This window comes from Sphingomonas canaveralia, from assembly GCF_047238125.1.
In the GTDB taxonomy this organism is placed as follows: domain Bacteria; phylum Pseudomonadota; class Alphaproteobacteria; order Sphingomonadales; family Sphingomonadaceae; genus JBDFMH01.
The window spans coordinates 1,716,068-1,732,744 of sequence record NZ_JBDFMH010000001.1; the positions used below are offsets into that span (position 1 = coordinate 1,716,068).

Here is a 16,677-nt window from a genome sequence, read left to right on the forward strand (position 1 = left end):
GAGCGCCGGCGGCGCGGCCGTCGGGTGAGAACGCTAGCTCAGACCGGGCGTGCGCCATCCTCCGCCAAACCGAGTTGCACGGCAAGCGCATCGATCGGTGCACCGGGCCGCACCAGCAGCCATTCGCCGGCGCGGTCGCCATCGACCACGACCACCGCCTGTTTCGGACATATGCCGAGGCAGTCCACCTCCACGATCCCGACCGCAGCCTTGCGCCCCTTGCGGGTACCAAGGTGACGGCGAAGCGCCTTGGCCAGCCGCTCGTCGCGCGGCCCGAAGCCACCGTCGACCTTCTTCGAGCATTTGCGGCAGACAAGCACCGTCTTGCTCCACTGCGACCGGACAAACGGCTTCACCGGCGGCGATCGCCCGCACCTGCGCGGCGCTCCTCGGCGCGGCGCAATATCTCGAACGCGGCCTGCACCGCTTGGAAGCGGACGGCCGCATCGGCATCGCCCGGCCTCACATCGGGATGGTTCGCCTTCGCCAGGCGGCGCCAGGCGGTCTTCACCGTCTCGAAATCGGCGTCGCTTTCCACTTCCAGCGTCGCTAGCGCGCGCAGTTCATCGCGCGATCGACTGCCGTCGCCGGGGCCGCCCCAGCCATAGTGCGATGCCTCGGCATAGCCTGAGGCCGATCGCCGCTCGTCCGCCTCGCGCGCGGCGGCATCCTCGGCGGACAGGCCTTCGAAATAATTCCAGCCGCGATTATATTCGCCGGCATGCTCCTCGCAGAAATACCAGCGATCAGGGCTGTTCGGTGATTTGGGCGCGGGCCGATCGCCCTTGCGGTCGCAGCCCTCGCGATCGCAAAGCCGCACGGCTTCCGCCTCGCGGGAGGAGCCATAGCCCCGCCAGCGCGGAAATCCCCAGTCGTTCGATCGCGAAGTGCGTGTCATCGCGACCTATCTAGGGGCTGGCGACCAGAGTTGCCATCGCCGCAGCGCTGGGGCGGCAAAAAGTCAGAGGGCCTGTAAGCCGGGTTCTGTCCACCCGCCGAAACGGGATGGGCGACCATTCCTCTAGGAACGCGGTCGCCCGCGCCCTCCAGCAACCAACCCGGGCGACGGGGCCGGATCAACCCATATGCCGCCCCTATTCGGTCTTGCTCCCGGTGGGGTTTGCCGTGCCGCCCCCGTTGCCGGGCGCGCGGTGCGCTCTTGCCGCACCCTTTCGACCTGGCCGCGGCGAACCGCGGTGGACTGCTTTCTGTGGCACTTTCCCTGGGGTCGCCCCCGCCGGGCGTTACCCGGCACCGTCATCCTGCGGAGCCCGGACTTTCCTCCCGCGGGTAGCCCCGCCGGCGGCCGCCCGGCCCTCTGACAAGCGATCGCCTAGCGCCAGGATGCACTTAGGTCCAGTCCGCCTTGTAGGGGCCCAGCAGCAGCGCCAGCAGGATCGCACGGCATTCACCGTCGATCACGCCGTCGATCGTCTCCGGGCGAAAGCGGCGTTGGAAGGCGCGCACCGCCGCTGGCCCGTCGGTCACATCATAGCCAAAGCGTTCCGCCGCCAGCAGGAATCCGGCATCAGTCCATCCCGGATCGACGAGCCCCTTGCGCGGTCGCGGCAGCGCCAGCCGCAGCCGCGCCAGCCGTTCCCAGTCGAACAGCTCGCCCGGATCAATCTTGCGCGCCGGCGCCACATCCGAATGGCCGACGATATTGCCGCGGCCGATGCCGTGCCGGTCCACGATCTCCTTCATCAGCGGAATGAGCGCGCTCATCTGCGCCTCGGGAAAGGGCCGATACCCGAATTCGTGACCAGGATTGACGATCTCGATGCCGATGCTGGCCGAATTGACGTCGTCGATGCCGCGCCAGTGGGATCGCCCGGCGTGCCAGGCGCGGTTTGCCTCGTCGACAAGCCGCAGCACCTGCCCGTCCTCGGCCACCAGATAGTGGCTGGAGACTTTGGATTCGGCGCTGGTCAGCCGCTCGATCGCGGATGCCGCGTCCGTCATGCCGGTGTAGTGCAGCACCAGAATCGTGATCGGCAGCGCGCGCGTATCGAAATTGGGGGACGGCGTATCGATGACGTCGGTCAACCGTTCTTCTCCACCTGGCGGGCGCTGCGGATCGTGATGACTGCAACGCCACTCATCGCCACCACTCCGCCCGCGATCATCACCGGCGTCAAGACCGTGCCGAAGAACAGCGATGCCGCAAGCACCGCGATGATCGGCGATGCCAGGGTCAGCGGGGAAATGGTCGAGATTGGATGACGCTGCAGCAGCCAGGCCATGCTGCCATGGCCGATCAGCGTCGATCCAATCGCGGAGAAGGCGATCCAGCCGACCCCGCCCAACCGCAGATCCGGTACTGCCATCAGCGAGGCACGCTCGAAGATCCAGGCCAGCGGCAGCAGCGCCAGCGTGCCGATCAACCCGATCCAGGCGTAGAGCGTCATCACCCGCACGCCGGCCAGCCGCCGCTGAATCAGCGACCCGATCGAAAAGATGAGGGCGCCGAGCGCAGTGAAACCAATGCCCGGCAGCTCATTCGCGGCCGCCGGATCGAACACCAGCATCACCACCCCGGTAAAGGCGAGCGCGATGCCTGCCATTCGCGGCCAGTGAACCTTCTCCTTCAGGAAGACGATCCCCAGCAGCAACGAGAACGGCACGCCGAGCTGGCTCGCGATCGCAAGCGCGCTCACATTCTCGCTGACGGCCAGGCTGAGATTGACCGCGATCATGAACGCCGCGCCGTTGAGCAGGCCCAGCAGCAGCACCGTACCCATCCGCCCCGGCACCAGCCGTAGCGCAGGCGCGCACATCAGGAACACGATCCCCATCCGCAGCGTCGATGCGACCAAGGGCGTCGTGGCCTCGACGCCCATCTTCACCGCGATGATATTGAGGCCCCACAGCAGGTTCATGAGCGCCGCCACCATCAGGTCGCGCGGGCCGAGGCTGGGGGTCCGGGTCACGAGCCGGCCTTAGGTGCCGGCTCCTGCGGCGGCAACCGGCTAGCTGGCGGCCCGGCGATACAGGCCGCGCAGATCAGGATCGGATGCGAATCGCTCGGTCTGGCCGATCACGGTTTCACCCGCGCCCAGCATCAGCACGCCGTCTGGAGCGATCGCGCCTGCCAGCCGATCGAACACCCGCCGCCGCGTCGCGCTGTCAAAATACAGTAGGACGTTGCGGCAGAGCACGAGATCGAACCGGGCGGGCAGCGGCGCGGCATCGAGCAGGCTGTGGACATGGAAGCGCACCCGATCGCGCAGCGCCGGGCGAGCGATCCAGTCGCTTGCACCCTCGCGCTCGAACCAGCGCATCATCAGCCGCACCGGCAGCCCGCGCTGGATCTCCAGCTGCGAATAGCGTCCGCTACGGGCCTGATCGATCGCGCCGCGCGATACGTCGGTCGCGACGATGTCGATCGCCCATCCGGCCAGCCGCGGATCATCGATCACTGTCATCGCCAGCGAGAACGCTTCCTGCCCGGTCGAACAGCCAGCCGACCAGATTCGCAGCCGGCGGGTCTCGGCGCGCGCCGTGATCAGGCGTGGCAGCGCCGCTTCGGCCAGCAGCTGGAACATCCCGGCATCGCGGAAGAAGCTGGTCTCGTTGTTGAGCAACGCTTCGATCACGGCATCGGCCAGCCGCGGATCGCGGCCGCCGGCTACGCGAGACGCCACCGCATCCAGCGAATCGAGCCGCTGCTCGCGCATCAGCTGCTTCAGCGCCAGTTCCATCCGCCAGGCCCGGCCGGGGCCGATCTGCTGTCCGGTCCGCTGTTCCAGCATGCCCGTCAGCATCCGTGCCGAAGCCGGGCTCATCTCCATGCGGGCTGATCCATCCGGCGCGCGATATGCGCGGCGATCGCGGCCGGCGGCAGGATCGCCTGCGCCAGCCCGGCATTGGCGACTGCGCCGGGCATCCCCCAGACCACCGAACTCTGCTCATCCTGAGCGATCAGCTCGCCGCCGCCCTCGATCACGCTCGATGCGCCGATCACGCCATCGCGTCCCATGCCGCTCAGCACCACCGCGACTGCGCTATTGCCGAACAGCGTCGCCAGCGAATCGAACATCGGATCGACCGACGGCAGGCAGCCAGAGGCGGCCGGCGTGCGATCCAGCCGCACGCGCACAGCATCGGCAGTGCGCACCAGGCGCAGATGCGCATCGCCCGGTGCCACCACGATCTCGCCGGCGACCAGTCGGCTGCCGTCGCGGGCAATCGCCGCCGGGCGCTGTGCCATGCCGGAAAGCTGGCTCGCGAAATAGGGCATGAACATCTCGGGTAGGTGCTGGGTCACCAGGATCGGCGCGGAAAAGCTTGCCGGAAGCGCGGCGAAGAAGGCGGCTAGCGCATGCAGGCCCCCGGTCGATGCGCCGATCGCAAGACATTCGATCGGATCGCGCCGCGCCAGCTTCTGCTGCCCCAGCGGCCGCGCAAGCTGCACCGCGGCCTTGCCCTCGCCGGCGATACGAATCAGGCGTTCGGCCAGAACATCGGCGAAGCGGCCGCCGAAACTCGCCGTACCCGGCTTGGGCAGCGTATCGGCCGCGCCCAGTGTCAGCGCGCGAACCGCCTCTTCCGCACCGTCCTCGCAAGCAGATGAGACGATCAGCACGCGCGCACCGCGCGCCTTGGCGATCAGGGCCGGCAAGGCGGTCAGCCCGTCCATGCCCGGCATGGCAAGATCCAGCAGGATCACATCCACCTCGATCCGCTCCAGCAGATCGAGCGCTTCCACGGCGTGCGCCGCTTCACCGATGACCTCGAATTCGGGGCGCGGTGCCAGCATCCGCGAGAAAACCGCGCGGGCGACCACCGAATCATCGACGATCATCAGCCGGATCGGCGATTGGCTGCGACCATGCGGCATGCGCCGCGGCAAGGCTGCCGATCCGATCACGTGGCCGGGCTCAGGCCAGGCCGACGATCTGGAGCTTGGACTGCAGTGTATCCCGGTCGAACGGCTTCATCACATATTCGTCCGCACCGGCCTCGATCGCAGCGCGGATATGGCCCGCACCGTTCTCGGTCGTGCAGAACACCACCTTCGGCCGCGGACTGATCCCGCTTTCCCCAAGCGCGCGCAGGAAATCCATGCCGCTCATCACGGGCATGTTCCAGTCGAGCAGGATCACGTCGGGCGTCGCGGTGGAGCAGGCGGTCAGCGCCTCCTGCCCGTCACCGGCTTCCGCCACGCGGTAGTCGAGTGTCTCCAGGATATGCCTGGCGACCTTACGGATGACCTTCGAATCGTCGACCACCAGACAGGTTTTCATTGTGGTTGCGTCCCGTTTTGCGCCCTTGTGGTCCACCGGTGATAAGCACCGGCGGTAAGCATCGGGTTAAGCTGCCTGCCTGATTGCCAGCCCTGCGATCAAAATCGCGATATCGATCAGCGGCAGCAGATCGCCTTCGATCTCCACCATCGCGGTCGTCACCGGCCGCCAGCCGCCAGCTACTGCGCCGGTAACGGGGAGCGGATCGCGCAGGCTGGTGGTGACATCCTCCACCTCGTCGGCGATCAGGCCGTAGCTGTGGCCATCGATCACGGCGACCACAGCCTGCCGAATTGGCGCTGCCTCGATCGGCGGCAATCCCAGCGCGGCGCGACTGTCGATCACGGTGATGACCCGGCTGCGCAATGCTGACAGGCCGGCGATATGCGAGGCGACCCGAGGCACAGGCGTCACCTCGGTCAGCTCGATCACCGATTCGACGAGATCGGCCGGCACCGCAACGCGCTGGTCGGCGATGCGCGCGATCAGAAACAGGCGATCCATCAGCGGCCTCCCGCGCGGGCGGAGAGCGCGCCGATCAGGCCCGCCCGGTCATAACGGTAGATGCTGGTATCGGCTGGGCCAGCCGGCTGCGGATGATCGCGCAGATGGACGACTACCGGGCCGCCCGGCTCGCCCACCAGCGCGGTATCGCGTGTCAGCACAAGCGTCGGTGGGTCCGTGATCGCCGCGTCCAGCTCGCCGATCGTATAGCCCGCCGCCTCGATCAACGGTGCTAACACGGTCTGCATCCAGCCATCGCTGTCACCGGCGAGGATGCAAAGCGGCCGCCCCGCCGTGCCCTGCCCGGCGGCACCCGCAAACAGCCAATATGGATCGAGCAACTCGACCTGCCGGCCATCGATCAGCGCCACGCCCACCACCGCGCCCGGCCCCAGCGCCGGTTCCAGCGCATCGCCCATCGATACGATGTCGACCACCGTTTGGATCCCGTAGGCCAGTTGCACCGTGCCGTCGTTCAGGCGCAGCAGCCGCAGCTTGCCCGCCGCGGTGATCGGCGCGGAGGCGATCAGCGGCACGATCATTCCGTCCAGCGTGATCCGCAGCCGGCCACCGGTCTCGATCGCCTCGCTGGCCTGTGCATCCTCGATCCGCTCGACCAAGCTCAACCGGATCGCGCGCTCGACACCGTCCAGATCACGGAACAGCAGTGCCGGGAAGCGCGCTTCCGACGCTGTTTCCGTGGTATCGCCGGTATCGACCGGTGTCGCATCCACGCTCAGCACACCTGCTGCCGCAGCCACGCCGGCCGGGTCGAGCAGCAGCATCGGGCGGCTGTCGTCGGGCAATGTGGCGCCAGCGAACAGGCCGCTGGCCATGATCGCGGGGGCGGCCGGCTTCACCACCAATTCCTCATGGTCGTGCACCGCATCGACGGCCAGCGCGAAGCGTTCGCCCCCCGCCGGCTTCAGCACCACCAGTAGCGGCATTTCGCCGGTAGCGAAGCCCATCACCTGGCGCAGCGCGACCAGCGGCACACGCGTACCGCGGATCGCCGCGATCGTGGCGCCGGCCACGGTCTCGATCCGCGTCGCTGCGCCTTGCCCGCGCACGATTTCCTCGATCGTTGCACGCGGGATCGCGAAATATTGTCCGCCGGCGCTCACCGTAAGCGCCGGGATAATCGTCAGCGTCAGCGGCACGCGCAACGTCAGCCGCAGGCCGAGACCCGGCTTGCTCTCGATCTCCACGGCCCCGCCGATCTTCTCGACATTGGCGCGGACCACATCCATGCCGACACCGCGGCCCGAGATCGCCGTCACCGCCTGCGCGGTCGTCAGCCCGGGCTCGAAGATCAGTGCCAGCTTGCGCGACCAGCTCAGCGTCGGTGCGTCTTCCGCAGACACCAGCCCTGCGACCACCGCCTTCTGCACGAGGCGGTCGCCGTCGATGCCGCGTCCGTCGTCGGCGATCTCGATCAGAATCTGGTTGCCGGTCTGGCGCGCGGAAACGCGCAGGCTGCCCTGGCGCGGTTTCCCCGCGATCACGCGATCGGTCGCCGGCTCGATGCCATGATCGATCGCATTGCGCACGATATGGGTCAGCGGATCGCGAATCACTTCGATCATCTCGCGATCGAGCTCGACGTCGCCGCCGTCGATCGACAGGGCCACGCTCTTGCCCAGTTCGGAGCAGAGATCGCGCACGAGCCGCGGCAGCGCCGCAAACAGATGGTCGATGCGCGCCATCCGGGTGCGGGTCACGCTGTCGCGCTGCTCGGCGATGGTGGCGGAGAGTCGCTCGAACGCCGCCTCGACATCAGGATCGGTCGGCACCGCGCGCAGCTTGCGCGCCAGTTCGTTGCGCGCGAGCACGAGATCGGAAACGCCAGCCATCATACGGTCCAGCAGATCGACCGGTACGCGGATGCTGCGCGACGCGGCACGGGGGGCGACCGCGGTCTGGATCGCGATCGGTGCCTGCGCAGCGGCGGCGTCCGGCGCCAGCGCGCCGATCAGTTCCTGATCGTCCGCATCGGAGACTGCCTCCCCGCTTTCCAGCGCATCGGCCAGATCGCCGATCCGATCGATGATCGCCAGCACTGCGGAGACCAGCTTGCTGTCTGCGGTCCGCTCGCCGCTACGCACGGTGGCCAGCGCGTCTTCGGCGGCGTGGCTCAGCCGTTCCAGCCGGGGCAGGTTGAGGAAGCCGCAGCTGCCCTTCACCGTGTGGACGAAGCGGAAGATATGATCGAGGCGCGCACGGTCGCCCGGGTCGGCCTCCCAAGCCACGATCTCGCCCGCGATCGCTTCCAGCGTCTCGCGGGTCTCGGCGATGAAATCGGTCAGCAGATCATCCATACGCCGCGCATCGCACGGCGATGGTTAAGGGGGCGTTGAGCTAATCCTCCCCGGGAGGGAGAGGATCTTCTAGAACGCCGAGATGCCCGTGATCGCGCGGCCCAGGATCAGCGCATGCACGTCGTGCGTGCCTTCATAGGTGTTCACGGTTTCGAGGTTGATCATGTGGCGCATGATATCAAAATCCTCGTGGATGCCGTTGCCACCGTGCATGTCGCGGGCAACGCGCGCGATCGCCAGCGCCTTGCCGCAATTGTTGCGCTTGGTCAGCGAGATCATCTCGGGCGTCGCGCGGCCCTCGTCCAGCAGCCGGCCGACACGCAGCGCCGCCTGCAGGCCCAGCGCGATCTCGGTCTGCATGTCCGCCAGCTTCAGCTGGACAAGCTGGTTCGATGCCAGCGGCCGCCCGAACTGCTTGCGATCCAGCGTGTATTGCCGTGCCGCATGCCAGCAGGCCTCGGCCGCGCCCATTGGCCCCCAGCTGATCCCGTAGCGCGCCTTGTTCAGGCAGGAGAACGGCCCCTTCAGCCCACCAACGTCAAGCCGGTTGCCCGCCGGCACGAACACGTCGTCCATCACGATCTCACCCGTAATCGAGGCGCGCAGCGACATCTTGCCCTCGATCTTTGGCGCGCTCAGCCCCTCCATGCCTTTTTCCAGCACGAACCCGCGGATCACGCCGTCATCATCCTTCGCCCAGACGACGAACACGTCGGCGATCGGGGCGTTGGAAATCCACGTCTTGCTGCCGGTCAGCCGAAATCCGCCGTCCACTGCCTTCGCGCGGGTGCGCATGCCGGCGGGATCGGATCCGGCCTCGGGCTCGGTCAGGCCGAAACAGCCGACCCATTCGCCGCTCGCCAGCTTCGGCAGATAGGCTTCGCGCACCGCTTCCGATCCGAATGCCCAGATCGGGTACATCACGAGGCTGGATTGCACGCTCATCATCGATCGGAAGCCCGAATCGATCTTTTCGATCTCGCGCGCGATGAGCCCGTAGGCGACATGGCTCACGCCCGCGCAGCCATAGCCCTCGATCGTCGGCCCGAGCAGGCCGAGCGCACCCATTTCCGAGAAGATCGAGCGATCGACGCCTTCCTCACGAAACATCTGACGCACACGCGGCATCAGCTTGTCCTGCGCATAATCGCGCGCGGTATCGCGCACCAGCCGCTCCTCGTCGGTCAGCTGGTCCTCGATCAGCAGCGGATCGTCCCACTGGAAGGTCGGCTTGGTCATCGCATGGGCATCGGGCATCGCGGGTCTCGAAACATTGATTGGGGTTGTGGCGTCTCTACCTGCTTTCGTTGCATTTGGCACCATCCGGAACCCGCGGGCAGCCCAGGCTTTGACTCGGGGGCGGAACGAGGGAGCGACGGCAATGGCGGCAAGAGCCTATTGGCAGGGGCAGATCCGCCTCGCGCTGGTCTCAATCCCGGTCGAAATCTATTCCGCCACGAAAAGTGGCGCGACGATCGCATTCCACCAAATTCACGAGCCGTCAGGCAAGCGCATCAAATATGAAAAGGTCGTGCCCGGCATCGGCCCGGTCGATCGCGACGAGATATTGAAGGGCTTCGAGGTGTCGAAGGGCGATTATGTCCTGCTCGACGAGAAGGAGATCGAGGGCGTCAAGCTGGAAAGCAAGAAGACGCTGGAACTTACCCAGTTCGTCGATCGCGACGATATCGACGCCATCTATTTCGAGAAGCCCTATTATGTCGTCCCCGCCGACGATCTTGCCGAGGAGGCGTTCGTCGTGCTGCGCGAGGCGCTGCGCAAGACCCGCAAGATCGGTTTGGGGCAACTGGCGATGCGCGGCCGCGAATATGTCGTCGCGCTCAAGCCCTGCGGCCGCGGACTGGTACTGGAAACGCTGCGCTATGCCGACGAGGTCAACAAGGCCGCATCCTATTTCCGCGAAATAGGCGATGCCAAGCCGGATGAGGATCTGCTCGATCTGGCGACCACGCTGATCGAGAAGAAGGCGGGGAAGTTCGACGCGAGCGAGTTCCACAATCGCTATGTCGATGCGCTGAAGGACCTGATCGAGCGCAAGAAGAAGGGCAAGTCGATCAAGGTCGATGATGATGCGGAAGCGCGTCCGAGCGGATCGAACGTGATCGATCTGATGGCCGCCCTCAAGAAGTCGCTCGACAAGCCCGGCGCCGCATCGACGAAGGCGCCCGCCGCCAAGACCACCACGCGCAAGCCGGCGGCGAAGAAGCCCGCGGCGAAGACTGCGGCCAAGTCGACGACCGCCACGAAGAAGCCCGCCGCCCGCAAGCGCGCCTGATATGGCGCGCAAGCCCGATCCGCTGGCGACCTACAATGCCAAGCGTGATTTCGCGAAGACGGCCGAACCGCGGGGCGCCCGCGGCAAGGCGGCCGGCAACATCTTCATGGTGCAGAAGCACGACGCCAGCCGCCTGCACTTCGATTTCCGGCTCGAGCTGGGTGGCGTGCTCAAGAGCTGGGCAGTCACGCGTGGCCCCAGCCTGGACCCTGCCGACAAGCGGCTGGCGGTACGGACCGAAGACCACCCAATGGATTATGCCACCTTCGAAGGCACGATTCCCAAGGGCGAATATGGCGGCGGCACGGTGATGCTGTGGGATCGCGGCACCTGGACCCCGCACCCCGACAAGGATCCGGTGAAGACGATCGAGGAAGGCCATCTCCATTTCACGCTCGAAGGCGAGCGGATGAAGGGCGAATGGATCATGATCCGCCTGAAGCCGCGCGGGCGTGAGCGTGGCGAGAACTGGCTGCTGCGCAAGGTGGAGGATGAGCATGCCGGCGGATCGGACGATCTGGTCGGCCGCGAAGTCACCAGCATCGCCACCGGCCGCACGATGGACGAGATCGCGGCAGGCAAGAAGGCACCGGCCGCACAGAAGCCGGCGGCGATCAAGGCACGGAAACCTGCTGCCAAGCCTCCCCGGCGCGGCAAGCCGCTGCCCCTGCCCGCCTTCCATCCGCCGCAGCTCGCCACGCTGGTAGATAGCGTACCGGCCGGATCGGGCTGGCTGCACGAGGTCAAATATGATGGCTATCGCACGCTCGTCGCCTTCGCCGGCGGTACCGCCAAGGCCTATACCCGCACCGGGCTCGACTGGTCGGACCGCTTTGCGGCCGTCGTGGAGGCTGCCGCGCAGCTCCCCGGCAGCGGGCTGATCGATGGCGAGATCGTAGTGCTGAACAAGGCGGGACGGCCCAGCTTCCAGGCGCTGCAGGCGGCGCTAAAGGAAGGTGGCGCGCCGCTCGACTATTTCGCGTTCGACCTGATCGAGCAGGATGGCGAAGACCTCACAGCGCTCCCGAACATCGAGCGCAAGGGCCGGCTCGCCGCGCTGCTGGCTAACGCGGAACCGCCGCTCCGCTATGCCGACCATATCGTCGGCGCAGGCGAGAAGCTGTTCGAGGCGCTCTGCGCCGACGACTATGAGGGCATCATCTCCAAGGCGGCCGAAGCGCCCTATCGCGGCCGCCGCGCGCAAAGCTGGCTCAAGATCAAGTGCACCCGCCGCCAGGAGTTCGTGATCGTCGGCTGGCTGCCCAGCGAGCGCCGCACAGGCTTTCGCTCGCTACTGCTCGGCACGCATGAGGGCGGCACGCTGCGCTATGCCGGCAAGGTCGGCACCGGTTTCGATGCCGCCGCGATGGACGCGCTGCTCGTCAAGCTGAAACGGATCGAGCGCAAGACCGCGACCGTCGAAGCGCCACGCGCTGCCGTCCGCAACGCGCACTGGGTGAAGCCCGAACTTGTCGCCGAAATCGCCTATGCCGAAGTGACCGGCGATGGCGTGCTGCGCCATTCCAGCTTCATCGGCCTGCGCGAAGACAAGCCCGCCGCTGACATCAGTCCCGAAAAGGCCAAGCCTGCCCCGAAGGCGAAATCGGCGGCAGACAGCCTAGCCGGCGTCAGGATCAGCAATCCGGACCGCGTGATCTTCCCCGAATCGAAGCTCACCAAAGGCGATCTCGCCGCCTATTACGCCGCGCTCGCCGGTCCGATCCTCGAATGGACCGCGAACCGCCCGGTCAGCCTCGTGCGCTGCCCGCAGGGGCGCGCCAAACAATGCTTCTTTCAGAAGCATGATGCCGGCAGCTTCGGCGATGCGGTCAAGCACGTCCCGATCCGCGAGAAAGATGGATCGACCGAGCCCTATCTCTATGTCGACGACGCCGCCGGCCTCATCACCTGCGTGCAGATGGGCGCGATCGAGTTCCACGGCTGGGGATCACGCGTTGCGGACGTAGAGAAGTCCGATCGGATGGTGTTCGATCTCGATCCGGACGAGGGCCTCGATTTCGAGGATACCAAGAAGGCGGCGGTCGTGATCCGCGATGCGCTGGCCGATCTTGGCCTCGTCAGCTTCGCGATGCTGTCGGGTGGCAAGGGCGTTCATGTCGTGGTGCCGCTCGACGCATCCGCCGCCTGGCCAGCGGTCAAGGATTTCGCCAGCCGCTTCGCGCAGGCGATGGCGCAGGCGCACCCCGAGCGTTTCACCGCGAACATGAAGAAAGTCGAGCGCAAAGGCCGCATCTTCCTCGATTGGCTGCGCAACCAACGCGGCGCGACGGCGATCCTGCCCTACAGCGCGCGCGCCCGCGCCAACGCGCCCGTCGCAGCCCCCCTCACCTGGAACGAGCTGGCCAAGAGCGACAGCGCCGCCCGCTGGACGATCACCGATCAGGCCGAACTGCTGAAGCGGGCAAGCTCGAAAGCGCTGGCAGGCTGGGCCGAGGCCGCGCAGGGATTGCCGGACCTCTGAATCCGTCACCCCTGCGAAGGGGCGACGGCGCGTTTAGCTCTGATACCTCGCCGTCGTCTTCGCCGCGACTTCCTCCGCGGTTACGCCCGGCGCCAGCTCGATCAGCTTGAACGGACTGTCGTGATCCGGCCGCTGGAATACCGCGAGGTCGGTCACGATCATATCGACCACATTCTTGCCCGTCAGCGGCAGCGTGCAGGCGGGAATGAACTTCGGGTCGCCCGCCTTGCTGTTATGCTCCATGACCACGATGATCTTCTTCACGCCCGCGACAAGATCCATCGCGCCGCCCATACCCTTCACCATCTTACCGGGGATCATCCAGTTGGCGATGTCGCCGTCCTCCGAGACTTCCATCGCCCCCAGCACGGTCAGGTCGATATGCCCACCGCGGATCATCGCGAAGCTGTCGGATGACGAGAAATAGCTCGACGACGGCAGCTGGCTGATCGTCTGCTTGCCGGCATTGATCAGGTCGGCGTCCACCTCGTCCTCATAGGGGAACGGGCCGATGCCGAGCATGCCGTTTTCCGATTGCAGGGTGACCGTCATGCCGTCGGGAATATTGTTGGCTACGAGCGTCGGGATGCCGATGCCCAGATTGACGTAATAGCCGTCCTTCAGCTCGCGTGCGGCGCGCGCCGCCATCTGGTCGCGGGTCCAGGCCATCGTCAGTTCCCTTTCGTCTCAATCGTGCCAACGGGCGCGGTCCAGCGCCGGTCGGGTGGAAAGCTCTCGTCCCAGCCGGCGCCCAGGCCGGTGCCATAGACGGGGTTGGGCAGCATGAACCAGCCACGCCCCCACAGCGTATCGAACGGAGCAGCCATCGCCGCCGCGCGCCGCTGGCCGGGTGTCATCGCCACCAGCAAATCGGTGAAGTCCCCCACCTGATCGCCGGCCAGCGCCAGCACGCACCAGCGGTCGGCAATGGCGGCGCGGCGCGCATCCTTGCCCGAACCGCCGCCGACATCGCCTTTCAGAAACAGCGTCTCGCCGTGGCGGAACACGCCCAGCCCCGCGCGCGAAAGTGCGTCGGCGGTTTCGGTCGCCGCGGCAGCGTTGCGGTTGCTGTTGGCGATCACCGTCACGCCGGCGGCCCGCAGCGCCCGGAACGCCGTGACTGCGCCGGGCACCGGCACCACCGCATCGACGCCGCCCTTCTCCCACTGCGCCCAGCGGCCGGCATCATAGCTGCGGCCATTGGCGGCCTCGTCATATTCGTAACCGAGGTTCAGCAGCGCCGTCTCGTCGATGTCGAACACCGCCGCCGCCGGCTTGTCGCCGCATTCGGCAAAGCGAAGCGCATCGATCCGCGACCCGCGCTCCGGCACCACCGAAAGCTGCACGCCCACATCGTGCCGCCGCCGCGCCGCCAGCTTCGCGGTGACATCCGCCACCAGCACGGCATAGGCCTGCTGGCCCAGCGCCGCCGCCTCGGCCGATCCGTAGAGATATTGCATCCCCGGCGGCGGCGCGGCCGGCAGCGCCGCCTGCCGGGCGGGCGGTGCCGTCGTGGCGCAGGCAGTTGCGGACAGGGTGGCGAGGACGCCGGCAATCGTCCTCACGCCGCGGCGCGCTCGCGCACGGTGCGGAACTCGATCCGCTTGTCATAGGGGCTGCCCACGATCATCCGCTTCACATAGATGCCAGGCAGATGGATGCAGTCGGGATCGAGGCTGCCGACCGGCACCACTTCCTCCACCTCGGCCACGCAGATCTTCGCAGCCGTCGCCGCCGGCGCGTTGAAGTTCCGAGCCGTCTTTCGGAAGATCAGGTTGCCGCTCTCGTCGGCCTTCCAGCCCTTGATGATGGCAAGATCGGCGCGGATCCCGCGCTCGAGGATATAGGTCTCGCCGTCGAACTCCTTATGCTCCTTGCCCTCGGCGACCAGCGTGCCGACGCCCGTCTTGGTGTAGAAGCCCGGGATGCCCGCGCCGCCCGCGCGCATCCGCTCCGCCAGCGTGCCTTGCGGGCAGAATTCCACCTCGAGCTCGCCTGCCAGATATTGCCGTTCGAACTCCTTGTTCTCGCCGACATAGCTGGAGATCATCTTGGCGATCTGGCGCGTGCGCAGCAGCTTGCCCAGCCCCTCGCCGTCGATCCCGGCATTGTTCGATGCCACGGTGATGCCGGTGGTGCCCGCGCGCTGGATCGCATCGATCAGCCGCTCGGGAATGCCGCACAGGCCGAACCCGCCCGCGCAGATCGTCATGCCGTCGAACAGCAGCCCTTCGAGCGCCGCATCCGCATCGGCATAGAGTTTGTTCGCCACATCCGCCTCCTGCTATCGGCTCCGCATAAAGGGCCGCCTTGCCAAGGGCAACGGCGCGCCGGTTGCCGAAATCGCAGCCGTGGTTACACGGGCTGCAACTGCCAGACGGAGCTTCGCATGACTGCCTATCCCGCCACGCTATCGCTGCTGATCGATGGCGAATGGATTGCCGCCGGCGCGCGTGACACGCATGCCGTGCTCAACCCCGCGACTGGCGAGACGCTGGCCGATCTGCCGCTGGCGACTGCCGACGATCTCGATCGTGCGCTGGATGCGGCGGCGCGCGGCTATCGCGTCTGGCGCGCCATGTCCGCCGATGCGCGCGGCGCGATCCTGCGCAAGGCCGCCGATCTATTGCGCGAGCGCGGGGATGCGATCGCCACGCTGGCCACGCTGGAAATGGGCAAGCCGCTTGCGGAGGCGAAGGGGGAACTCGGCTACACCGCCGCTTTGGTCGATTTCTACGCGGCGGAGGCGAAGCGCGCCTATGGCCGCGTGCTCGTTCGCCCGGCCGGCGCGCGTTCGGTAGTGCTGAAGGAGCCGATCGGCCCCGCGCTTGGCCTGTGCCCATGGAACTTCCCGATCCTGAACCCCGCACGCAAGCTCGCCCCCGCGCTCGCCGCCGGCTGCTCGATGATCGTGAAGCCCCCCGAAGAGGCGCCCGCCTCCGCCACCGAAGTGGTACGCTGCTTCGTCGATGCCGGCGTGTCGGCCGGCGTGATCGGCATGGTGTTCGGCGTGCCGGATACGGTGTCGCGCCACCTGATCGCCTCGCCCATCATCCGCAAGATCAGCTTCACCGGCTCGGTGCCCGTCGGCAAGCATCTGGCGAAGCTGGCGGCCGATGGCATGAAGCGCGTGACCATGGAGCTGGGCGGGCACTCCCCGGTGCTGGTGTTCGATGATTGCGATCTCGACAAGACGGTGGCGATGCTGGTCGCCGGCAAGTTCCGCAACGCCGGTCAGGTCTGCGTGTCCCCCACCCGCTTCTATGTCCAGCAGGGCATCTATGATCGCTTCGCCAGCGCGTTCGCCGCCGCGGCCGACCGGATCGAGATCGGCGCCGGTACCGCGCCGGAAACGAAGATGGGCCCGCTTGCCAACCCGCGCCGTCCGCAGGGGATCGATGCGCTCGTCAGCGATGCGAAAGCCGCTGGTGCCACCGTGCTGGCCGGCGGCGAGCGGATCGACGGCAGCGGATTCTTCTATCGACCCACCGTACTGGCGAACGTCCCGCTGGAGGCGCGCGCGATGAACGAGGAGCCGTTCGGCCCGCTCGCGCTGGTCCGCCCGTTCGCCGATCTCGACGAGGCGATCGAGCAGGCCAACCGGTTGCCCTTCGGCCTCGCCGCCTATTGCTTCACGGAAAACGGACGCCGCCAGCTGCTGCTGCAGGATGCCATCGAAAGCGGCATGGTCGGCATCAACACGTTGGGCATGAGCGCGGTCGATGCGCCGTTCGGGGGCGTCAAGGATTCAGGCTTTGGTTCGGAAGACGGCCCCGAAGGGATGGATGCTTTCCTGGTAACGAAGACGGTCCACCAGGCTTGACGCCAGGC

The 16,677-nt window shown here is 66.9% G+C and carries 16 protein-coding genes and 1 other RNA gene; 3 read left to right on the forward strand and 14 right to left on the reverse strand.

Annotated elements, in window-relative coordinates:
* Positions 1-38: 38 nt before the first annotated feature.
* The 11 genes from ABC347_RS08395 to ABC347_RS08445 all read right to left on the reverse strand — a co-directional run bounded on the left by ABC347_RS08395 (position 39) and on the right by ABC347_RS08445 (position 9,307).
* Positions 39-356, reverse strand: coding sequence for a (2Fe-2S) ferredoxin domain-containing protein (locus ABC347_RS08395; protein ID WP_413245284.1), 318 nt, complete (start codon positions 354-356; stop codon positions 39-41).
* Complete coding sequence (locus ABC347_RS08400) at positions 353-898, reverse strand: J domain-containing protein (protein ID WP_413245285.1); 546 nt, start codon at positions 896-898, stop codon at positions 353-355. The genes ABC347_RS08395 and ABC347_RS08400 overlap by 4 nt, the downstream gene beginning before the upstream one ends.
* A 59-nt stretch (positions 899-957) precedes the next feature.
* An RNA gene (gene rnpB / locus ABC347_RS08405) (RNase P RNA component class A) lies at positions 958-1,322 on the reverse strand.
* Between the two features lie 28 nt (positions 1,323-1,350).
* Positions 1,351-2,046 (reverse strand): N-acetylmuramoyl-L-alanine amidase, encoded by a 696-nt coding sequence (locus ABC347_RS08410; RefSeq protein ID WP_413245286.1) that lies wholly within the window; start codon positions 2,044-2,046, stop codon positions 1,351-1,353.
* Positions 2,043-2,930: a DMT family transporter gene (locus ABC347_RS08415; protein ID WP_413245287.1), complete on the reverse strand. Its 888-nt coding sequence runs from the start codon at positions 2,928-2,930 to the stop codon at positions 2,043-2,045. Before ABC347_RS08415 ends, ABC347_RS08410 begins: the two co-directional genes overlap by 4 nt.
* A gap of 39 nt (positions 2,931-2,969) precedes the next feature.
* Positions 2,970-3,791: a CheR family methyltransferase gene (locus ABC347_RS08420; protein ID WP_413245288.1), complete on the reverse strand. Its 822-nt coding sequence runs from the start codon at positions 3,789-3,791 to the stop codon at positions 2,970-2,972.
* The gene (cheB, locus tag ABC347_RS08425; RefSeq protein WP_413245289.1) at positions 3,782-4,804 is read right to left on the reverse strand and encodes a chemotaxis-specific protein-glutamate methyltransferase CheB; all 1,023 of its coding nucleotides are present in this window, start codon (positions 4,802-4,804) and stop codon (positions 3,782-3,784) included. The genes ABC347_RS08420 and cheB overlap by 10 nt, the downstream gene beginning before the upstream one ends.
* A gap of 76 nt (positions 4,805-4,880) precedes the next feature.
* Complete coding sequence (locus ABC347_RS08430; protein WP_413245290.1) at positions 4,881-5,246, reverse strand: response regulator; 366 nt, start codon at positions 5,244-5,246, stop codon at positions 4,881-4,883.
* A gap of 66 nt (positions 5,247-5,312) precedes the next feature.
* Entirely contained in the window at positions 5,313-5,750 is a 438-nt protein-coding gene (locus tag ABC347_RS08435; protein WP_413245291.1) for a chemotaxis protein CheW, read from the reverse strand.
* Entirely contained in the window at positions 5,750-8,068 is a 2,319-nt protein-coding gene (locus ABC347_RS08440; RefSeq protein ID WP_413245292.1) for a chemotaxis protein CheW, read from the reverse strand. Before ABC347_RS08440 ends, ABC347_RS08435 begins: the two co-directional genes overlap by 1 nt.
* Positions 8,069-8,137: 69 nt before the next feature.
* Positions 8,138-9,307: an acyl-CoA dehydrogenase gene (locus ABC347_RS08445; RefSeq protein WP_413245293.1), complete on the reverse strand. Its 1,170-nt coding sequence runs from the start codon at positions 9,305-9,307 to the stop codon at positions 8,138-8,140.
* 142 nt (positions 9,308-9,449) lie between these two features.
* On the opposite strand from ABC347_RS08445, the gene ku reads away from it, so the two are divergent.
* Complete coding sequence (ku, locus tag ABC347_RS08450) at positions 9,450-10,364, forward strand: non-homologous end joining protein Ku (RefSeq protein ID WP_413245294.1); 915 nt, start codon at positions 9,450-9,452, stop codon at positions 10,362-10,364.
* Between the two features lies 1 nt (position 10,365).
* A complete protein-coding gene (gene ligD / locus ABC347_RS08455) occupies positions 10,366-12,846 on the forward strand; it encodes a DNA ligase D (RefSeq protein ID WP_413245295.1) in 2,481 nt (826 codons plus the stop codon).
* Between the two features lie 33 nt (positions 12,847-12,879).
* On the opposite strand, the gene ABC347_RS08460 is transcribed toward ligD, so the two are convergent.
* Genes ABC347_RS08460 through ABC347_RS08470 form a run of 3 tightly spaced genes read right to left on the reverse strand, consistent with a single transcriptional unit; the run spans position 12,880 to position 15,118 of the window.
* A complete protein-coding gene (locus ABC347_RS08460; protein ID WP_413245296.1) occupies positions 12,880-13,515 on the reverse strand; it encodes a 3-oxoacid CoA-transferase subunit B in 636 nt (211 codons plus the stop codon).
* 2 nt (positions 13,516-13,517) lie between these two features.
* Positions 13,518-14,411: an HAD family acid phosphatase gene (locus ABC347_RS08465; protein WP_413245297.1), complete on the reverse strand. Its 894-nt coding sequence runs from the start codon at positions 14,409-14,411 to the stop codon at positions 13,518-13,520.
* The gene (locus ABC347_RS08470; protein ID WP_413245298.1) at positions 14,408-15,118 is read right to left on the reverse strand and encodes a CoA transferase subunit A; all 711 of its coding nucleotides are present in this window, start codon (positions 15,116-15,118) and stop codon (positions 14,408-14,410) included. Before ABC347_RS08470 ends, ABC347_RS08465 begins: the two co-directional genes overlap by 4 nt.
* 117 nt (positions 15,119-15,235) lie before the next feature.
* Between ABC347_RS08470 and ABC347_RS08475 the strand changes: the two genes are divergently transcribed.
* Entirely contained in the window at positions 15,236-16,669 is a 1,434-nt protein-coding gene (locus ABC347_RS08475; RefSeq protein ID WP_413245299.1) for an NAD-dependent succinate-semialdehyde dehydrogenase, read from the forward strand.
* The last annotated feature ends 8 nt before the right edge of the window (positions 16,670-16,677 follow it).